This is a genomic window from Microcoleus sp. MOSTC5 (genome assembly GCF_036701825.1).
Taxonomy (GTDB): domain Bacteria; phylum Cyanobacteriota; class Cyanobacteriia; order Cyanobacteriales; family Microcoleaceae; genus Microcoleus; species Microcoleus asticus.
Window position 1 is genome coordinate 1 of the sequence record NZ_JAUBRK010000125.1, and the last position, 7,982, is coordinate 7,982.

Annotated in this window: 6 protein-coding genes; 3 read left to right on the top strand and 3 right to left on the bottom strand. The window is 43.2% G+C overall.

The window, feature by feature from the left end; genetic code table 11:
- Positions 1-293: 293 nt before the first annotated feature.
- Complete coding sequence (locus QUA54_RS33280; RefSeq protein ID WP_333419189.1) at positions 294-761, bottom strand: ABA4-like family protein; 468 nt, start codon at positions 759-761, stop codon at positions 294-296.
- Positions 762-939: 178 nt separating this feature from the next.
- On the opposite strand from QUA54_RS33280, the gene QUA54_RS33285 reads away from it, so the two are divergent.
- On the top strand, positions 940-1,950 hold the full coding sequence (locus QUA54_RS33285) for a leucine-rich repeat domain-containing protein (RefSeq protein ID WP_333419191.1): 1,011 nt from the start codon (positions 940-942) through the stop codon (positions 1,948-1,950).
- Positions 1,951-2,312: 362 nt separating this feature from the next.
- Here the strand turns inward: QUA54_RS33285 and QUA54_RS33290 are convergent, their stop codons facing one another.
- The gene (locus tag QUA54_RS33290) at positions 2,313-3,812 is read right to left on the bottom strand and encodes an NAD(P)/FAD-dependent oxidoreductase (RefSeq protein WP_333419193.1); all 1,500 of its coding nucleotides are present in this window, start codon (positions 3,810-3,812) and stop codon (positions 2,313-2,315) included.
- A 70-nt stretch (positions 3,813-3,882) separates the two neighbouring features.
- Here QUA54_RS33290 and QUA54_RS33295 point away from each other — a divergent pair, with 70 nt between their 5' ends.
- Both QUA54_RS33295 and QUA54_RS33300 read left to right on the top strand, forming a co-directional pair.
- Positions 3,883-5,574 carry a hypothetical protein gene (locus QUA54_RS33295; protein WP_333419194.1) on the top strand — a complete coding sequence of 564 codons (1,692 nt, stop codon included), beginning with the start codon at positions 3,883-3,885 and terminating at the stop codon, positions 5,572-5,574.
- Between the two features lie 183 nt (positions 5,575-5,757).
- Positions 5,758-6,753, top strand: coding sequence for a pentapeptide repeat-containing protein (locus QUA54_RS33300; RefSeq protein WP_333419196.1), 996 nt, complete (start codon positions 5,758-5,760; stop codon positions 6,751-6,753).
- Between the two features lie 134 nt (positions 6,754-6,887).
- Here the strand turns inward: QUA54_RS33300 and QUA54_RS33305 are convergent, their stop codons facing one another.
- Positions 6,888-7,793 carry a LysR substrate-binding domain-containing protein gene (locus QUA54_RS33305; RefSeq protein WP_333419198.1) on the bottom strand — a complete coding sequence of 302 codons (906 nt, stop codon included), beginning with the start codon at positions 7,791-7,793 and terminating at the stop codon, positions 6,888-6,890.
- Between the last annotated feature and the right edge of the window lie 189 nt (positions 7,794-7,982).

Here is a 7,982-nt window from a genome sequence, read left to right on the forward strand (position 1 = left end):
GAAAATCCATGAGCTTAGCCTCTAGCATAAAGTTCATATATTATACAGTTTACACCGCAAACCCAGAAGACCCAAGTTCCAAGCTGCGATCGAAAATTGTAGGGGCGTGTTTCACCAACAATAATTGCCTAAAACCCATAATTTCATAAACCCGCCCCACCCAACGCTAAACCGCCATCTACCTCTTTCCAAATACAAGGAGGTGCTTGAGCTACGCTCTATATTGTTACTGATATCTTGCGCCATTCTTAGGAACGAACGGGCCCCAAAACCCGTTCTACAATACATCAATTTTATTGTGGATGGGCCGGATAACCCGCCCCTGAAAGACTTTCAGAACTCGGGAAAAACCTTTGAGTAATCCAAGCAGTTACAATATGAGAAAGCAATCCCATCGGCCCAGCAAACAAACACAAAGCCAGAGAATGAACCGTCCAAACTCCTGTCCGCTGTCCTTCCAAATAAATCCACCGCCCGACAAACAAATCCATCACTAAAAAATGCATCCATCCCGTAGCCGCCGCCGTTTCCTCCCCCAGAAACTTAGCAATATCTGCTAGCTTGGGATTCGACAAAGCTGCCGCATTTTCCGCAGTCAGACTGCTACCAAACAAATATATGTACAAAGCGGCGAGCATCGCAAATGGAATGAAAGAATTCATCACTTTTCGGGTAATTCCCCAGTTTGGTAATAAAATCATAATTGCCCAGAAAGGCAAAACGAACAGATTAGCTGCGTTAAAAATTAGTTCGGGTGTCATAGTTGGCTCTTGGCTCCTGGTGATGCAATGCAATTAAGGATGTTAAGATTACTTTACACAATTTTGGCTAAAATTTATCAGAAGCTGAAAAAAATCTCATTCACAAATGAAAGAGAATTGCTATACTTATCTAAATTTTCCAATCTCCCATCTAAAATCGATTGACGCAGCACAGCCCATGACAACTTATAATAACTTTCTAGATTGGTGTAAGCACAAAGAAACTCTTTCTCCCAGCGCCAAACATACGGTAGAAATACTGTTGCAAATATCAGATACTTCTGAGTGCGATCGAGCCAACGATCTGCTTTCTAATACAACAGAACTTAACCTCAAAAATCTTGAAATTACCGATATCAGTCCCCTCTCATCTTTCACTCAACTGACTAATCTTATCCTCGGCAGCAATCAAATATCTGACCTCAGTCCCCTGCAATCTTTAACCAATCTGAAAACTCTGGTTGTGGATGTCAATCAAATATCAGATATCAGTCCGCTTTCATCTCTAATAAATCTGAGTAGACTCGTTCTCGATACCAATCAAATCTCAGACATCAGTCCCCTAGCAGCTCTAACTAATCTTACCGCACTTGTCTTGTTTGACAACAAAATTTCTGACATCACTCCGGTGCAAGCTTTAACGAACTTAAATGCGCTGATCCTCTACAACAATCAAATTTCCGATCTCGCTCCTCTGAGAAACTTGACTGCACTCGATACACTCTACCTTTACAATAATAAAATATCGGATATCACCCCGCTAGCTTACTTAAAAAATCTCAATACGCTGTTTCTATTCGGCAATGAAATATCTGACATTACTCCGCTGGCATCGCTAACTAACTTAAATAAATTGGTTTTATTCCAAAATAAAATTTCAGATATTAGTCCTTTGACATCGCTAACTAATTTAATTGAACTCAACCTCGGTAACAATCAAATATCAGACATCAGTCCGCTGAAATCTTTAACTAATTTGACTGAACTGTATCTGTTCAACAATCCGATTTCTGATAGCAGCGCGCTACAAGCTTTAAATAATTTATTTTTACTCGACTTGTACAACAATCAAATCTCTGATATCAGTTCCCTGCAATCTTTGCAAAAGTTGACTACCCTGGACTTGCGCGGGAATCCGATTGTTAATAAAATTTGCCCTGTCAATCCTGAATCTATATGTCGGTTTTAATTCTTAAGGTCGAGGCAAGAGGCAGTTTATAGAGTATAATATCAAAGGTCAATATCAGGAGAATGTGATGAGCGGACACGATGCTTTAATGTTAGGATTGCTGCTGTTGCCAGGTTTGGCTTTGTCGATCGCAATTATGGGCGCTTTTGCCGCTGGTGGATAATCAGTTTTGGGAGCAGGCAGATTTTGTAAAAAGTAGTTTTTTCCTCGTTCCCTGGCTCTCCCTGGGAACGCATTTCACTATTGCTCTGCCTCCTGTTTTGTTGCAAGCGAGGCAGAGCCTTTGGATCTCGATTCCCAGCCAGCGCCATGGAACCAGTTAATTTTCCTTCTTCCTTCTTCCTTCTTCCTTCTTCCTTCGCTTACAAAAATTGTGCTGTCACATCGGAATTTACCAAAGTATTCGCGCACAAAATACCCGATGCTGCGACGGCGGGAACGCCAATTCCCGGCATGGTGCTGTCTCCCACCCGATACAAGCCTTTGATTGGTGTTTGCGGCCCGGGAAATGTGCCTTTTCCGGCGGCGATTGCAGGCCCGTAAGTTCCTTGATATCGGCGCAAAAATCGGGCGTGGGTTAGCGGTGTGCCGATCGACTCTAAGACTATCCGCGATCGCAAATCCGGTATAATTTTTTCTAAAGCTTGAAACAGAGATTGCGATCGCTCTTGCTTTTTCTGCTGATATAACTCGCCGTACTCCCAACCTTCGTAAGGTTCCAATGTATAAGCGTGAACGGCGTGATGTCCGGGCGGCGCGAGAGTTGCATCCCACACTGTAGGAATCGAAATCATGCAAGTATTTCCGGGTACTGTAATGTCAATCTTGCTGTTGTGAACCACGACGTGGTGGCCGGTCAAACCTTCGAGTCCTGCGGATTTAATTCCTAAATGCAGGTGCATAAAACTGTCTACTGCTGGCATCGACAAGGAGGTTTTTCGGTAGCTTTCCGGCAAATCTTCAGGTCGCAGTAATTTTGTATATGTATCCCAGACGGTGGCATTTGAAATAACAATGGGGGCGCGGATAACTTCGCCATTTTTCAAGCGAACGCCGGTGGTTTTGCCCGCTTCAACTAATATTTGCTCGACGGGAGCTCCGAGGCGCAATTTTCCTCCCCAGCGCTGCAAACCTCGAACTAAAGCATCGACGATCGCACCGCTGCCACCTACAGGATATTCGATCGCACAGCGCGATCGTTCGCCAATCATAAAAGCTATTTCCGGCGCGACAGTTCCGTGCGCTTTCAAACCCGACAGCAAAAAGCACTCCAAATCGATCAAACGCCGCACCCAAGGGTCGCGCACGTCCCGATCCATCAAGGAACCTGCTGAACCCGCGATCGCACCTACTAGCGGTAACAGCTTCAGCAAAGCCGGCGAGTACCGAGACAGCAAAACAGGTATCAACTGCCAGTCGGATCTCAGCGCTAAAGCCGGAATTCCACGCAAAGCCTCATACAAAACTAATAAATTTTGTTGAAATTGCTGCAATTCTACAGCACCTTGCGGTGCGAACTTAGCTACAGCATCTAAGTAACTTCTCGCATCAGCATAAACCGGTAAACTTCCCTCTGGAAAATGGTAATGCCCCAGCGGATCGTAGGAAATTGCTGCGATCGATTCCTCTAAAACATCAAAAACTTGCCGCAAAGGATTAAACGAATGCGGGTCAGTCAAACCGCAATAAAAAGAAGGCCCCGAATCAAAGTGAAATCCCCGGCGCGAAAAGCTGTGAGCTGCCCCGCCCGCTATGGTGTGGCTCTCGCATACGATAACTCGCTTGCCGTAGCGAGCTAGCATCGAGCCGGCGACTAAGCCGCCAATACCGCTGCCAATTACGATCGCATCAAAGTCTTGCATTTATCAAATGTGGTATAATTGTATTATTTCTTGCTGACTGTTGACAGGGTATTTTTTGGAGAGGAAAACTATGAAACCTTTATCTATTTTAGATGAAGTTGTTCGCGAATTAGAACAAGATGTCCATCTCTCGCGCATTAAAAAAATAATATTTTTTGCTTGTAAAGAGTTTTGGGAAAACGATCCGGCCAAACTCGCCAGCGCAGATGTAAGGAGTTTAATCGAAGAACTCTGCGCCAAATATAGCAGGTTAGAAGATATTGAAGCTGTTTTAAATAATATAGTTTCTAAGGTTAATAAAAAAGACGAGTATGCTTTAGTCTCAGACCTCATAATCTGTCAGCTTAGCAGGCTGTATGAATTTGAAGACTTCACCAAATTAGAAACAAACATATCTAGTTTTGGGGGTCAAGAAGCTCCCGCATTTGAAGAGCACTTTAGTTTGGAAGTATCAAGCAGCGAAGAAAGGGCAAGAAACCCCGGGAATTTATTTGATGTCAGACAAAAGATTTTGCAGCAAACAAATCCGCTGAGGGCTAAAATCCTAATTTTTTCTAGTCTTTATCACCAGTTTACTTTTAGCGATCGCGACTGGCTGCTGCTGAAAACTCAAGAACTTGACAATCTGCTGCGACAACTGTTTAATGTCTGCGGTAGCCTAGCCGAACTCGAATCTCAGTTGTACACAACTGCTAGCAATCTCGACAACAGAGATGAAAACGACCAAGCTGCGAGCGTAATCATCAAAGCGATGAATCCTTGTTACGCAACAATGCAACAGGAAGAACCTCATGAAGCCGAATCTTCGGCTAGCGAAGGTTACGATCAGACACGTTTAAACAACAGTGTGTATGAAGAGAGCGAGCTGGTGGACAGGCGCACCGATTATTTTGATCCAGGCGAGATTACTCACATCCTTCAAGCTGCTCCAGCTCACTATCATTATGACCCCCAAAAGAGTTACTTAGTGCCGGGTACGGCAGAAAATGTACAGTTTAAAGAGCCCGAAACCAGCAATAATTATGCTACCCATTTCAGACAGGAAATGGTAGAAACATTCCCAGTTGCAGAAATGCCGACTATTATCGAAATTTTAGAACCTGCGGCTCCTGTTATTATAAATATTAGCGATTCCATCAAACGCAAGTTGGAATTGGAAGAAGAAATGACAGAATTAGTCAGTCAAAGTGCTAACTCCGCAACAGCGCAAATAGAAAATATATTCACCCAGTTAGAAGCTGCTTTGAACGGAAAATTTTCTACGGGAAGTGCAGAAGACCGTTTGTACTGGAAATATAAAAATCTCAGAGAGTATGTAGGAAAAGTTCAGAAGTTTACCGATAAGATGCTGGAAATTTTGATCGAATTGGAGTCAAAAGAAAGCGGGAAATATCCTTCTGAAATTCCAGAAAAAAGGGCGGACAATATTTCCGAAATACCGCCGGAAAACTCTAGCCATAAAGCAAATCAGTATCAGCTTCTGGAAATGGCAAAACAAGGTAAACCAAAGGCGATCGCCCAATTGATCGATCAATTGCTACAGCCTAAGGGAATTACGGCTACAGCGGGCTTTAAAGACGGTTGGCTCCACGTCATTCTGGATTCTGCTGAAGTACCAAACCAACAGGCTACAGCTACCTACCTTCACAAAAAACTGTGTACTTTAAAGTCAAAATATCTTACTCATGTAAAAATTCACGGGCGACAGTTAGGCAGCAAAACAGTCTCTTGGACTCAAGAATTTGTGAATCAAACTCATTAAATGCCCCGACTCAAGTCTGAGGCTACACAAACTAAGTCGGCCTGCGCAAACTGAAATTAAAGAAATTTCATCAAATTTATCAGACTCAAGTCTGGGGCTACAAAAACTAAGTCCGCCTGCGCGAACTGAAATTTAAGCAGTCTAGAAATAGCAGATTCTACCTAATTCACAACAAAAACCAATATGAATGCCAGCGAAATTTTAAGACGATATACATCAGGAGAACTAGATTTTCAAGGTATGAATCTCAGAGGGGTATACCTGAGCGGTGCCGATTTAATAGGCGTCAATTTAAGCAGTGCTGACCTTTGGGGTGCAAACTTAGCGATGTCGTACCTGAGCAGAATTAACCTTCAGCGCGCCAATTTAACTAATGCAAAGTTGTCCGGTGCTAACTTAAATCAGGCTAACTTGAGCGGAGCAAATTTGTCCGATGCCGACTTCCACGGAGCAAGTTTGCAAGGTGCAGACTTTCGCAAAGCCAACATCTCTTTGGCAGTTTTTATCGATGCAAATTTGAGCGATGTAGATATGCGAGGTGTGAATTTGCAAGGTGCAGATTTGCGCGGTGCGTGCTTGCGGGGTGCAAATTTGCGGAAGGAACTGCGGATTTTTGAGGGTGCAAATTTGCGGGGTGCAAATTTGCAAGGTGCAGATTTGCGGGGCGTCAATTTGCAAGGTGCAGATTTGACTAAAGCTAATCTCAGTCACGCGAATTTGACTGAAGCATTTCTGGGAGAAGCAAATCTGACTCAGGCGAATTTGAGCGAAGCTATTTTAGAGGGCATATTTTTGACTGAAGCAACTTTGGTAGAAACAAATTTTTCTTGGGCTGTAATGACAAATGCTAAGTTGGAAAGAGCTGTGTTACTTGATGCTGAATTGGCAGGCGCTAACTTGCGGGGTGCATTTCTTACTGATGTTAAGTTGAGCAATGCTAATTTAATTATGGCTGACTTGAGTCGAGCTAATTTGGTGCGGGCTGATTTGAGTCGAGCTAATTTTAATCAGGCAAATTTGAGTGAAGCTGATATGACAGATGCTTACCTGGCTAAAACAGATTTGCGGGATGCAATTTTGCACCGCACAACTTTGATTAGGGCAGATTTGAGCACTGCTAATTTAGTAGGATCTCAATGGCGCGGTACCATCATGCCAAATGGAGAAATGCACGGGTAGCTGGTAATTGGGAATTGGGAATTGGTAATGGGTAATTGGTAATGCGAGATTGTCTCTGGTCAGTTAGTCGTCTTCTTTCAGGATTAATCTCATTGACTTTTCAAAGCTTTTTACCTATGCCTGTTTCTCACAAATTATTTAGGATTGCTATAAATTGAGAGGGTTTTAATCATATTGAGGAATTGCTGCAAAATGGTGGACGAATGATTATGCCGCCAAATAGCAGTTAATTGAGTGGTTGTCGTTTGCTCCTGAATCGGACGATAGACCACTCCTTCGCGTTGAAGATTCTGTACGTGAGATTGCAGAATGCTGATACCAGTTTCGCCTGCGACTAATCCCAAAATTGTGACCATAAAGACGGCTGTTTGAGCAACTTTAGGAACAAACCCTGCTTGCGAACATACATGGTAAATTTCCTCAGATAAGCCAGCCACAATCTGATGAAGGGGCATTACAAATTCTTGATCCTTTAGGTCGGAAAGCGAAATTTTGGATTGGGCTGTAAGCGGATGATTTTTGGGTAAAACGACGACAAGTGGTTCTTGCGTAAGAGACATCGTTTCTAAATCATTGGCTTCAGAAATATCGTGGTAGAGATAGAGAAAAATGATATCAGTCTGGCGATCGCGCAACCTCTGAATTAGGAAAGCACTGTGTTCTTCCTGTAAAATCAGTTGTACCTCTGGATATTTCTGTCGAAAAGTTCGCAGAATCTCTGGAAAGACACCATTCGCGATCGAACTGGGAAAACCCACCGTCAAATAACCCAATTCACCCTGATGAATGCGCTGGGTTTTATATACCGCTTGTTCTAACTGTACCAAAGTTGCGCGAGCTTCTTCTAAAAACGCCTGTCCTGCTGGGGTTAGCTGAATCGGGTGACTTTTGCGATCGAATAGCGTCACACGCAGTTCAGCCTCTAAATCTTTAATTTGTTGACTTAGGGGCGGTTGGGCAATGTGCAATCGCTTTGCCGCGCGACTAAAGCTCAGTTCGTCTGCCACTGCAATGAAGTAACGAAGATGGCGCAGTTCCATAGGTTATACGATTTGAGATTTGAGATTTGAACGATGGGGAATGAATGATTACTATCATGGTTGGGAGCACGGGGCTACAGTTACATTCTCTTTTTTAACGGGGAGTAAATACTAGACCTCTTGCAAAATAATTTTATGATATAATGAAAAGTTTTGCTGAGAGTTGATTGAATCCCAACTCCTAACTTA

Coding starts and splice junctions, on each gene's coding strand:
- QUA54_RS33280 (WP_333419189.1), bottom strand. CDS start 761: ATGACACCCGAACTAATTTTTAACGCAGCTAATCTGTTCGTTTTGCCT.
- QUA54_RS33285 (WP_333419191.1), top strand. CDS start 940: ATGACAACTTATAATAACTTTCTAGATTGGTGTAAGCACAAAGAAACT.
- QUA54_RS33290 (WP_333419193.1), bottom strand. CDS start 3,812: ATGCAAGACTTTGATGCGATCGTAATTGGCAGCGGTATTGGCGGCTTA.
- QUA54_RS33295 (WP_333419194.1), top strand. CDS start 3,883: ATGAAACCTTTATCTATTTTAGATGAAGTTGTTCGCGAATTAGAACAA.
- QUA54_RS33300 (WP_333419196.1), top strand. CDS start 5,758: ATGAATGCCAGCGAAATTTTAAGACGATATACATCAGGAGAACTAGAT.
- QUA54_RS33305 (WP_333419198.1), bottom strand. CDS start 7,793: ATGGAACTGCGCCATCTTCGTTACTTCATTGCAGTGGCAGACGAACTG.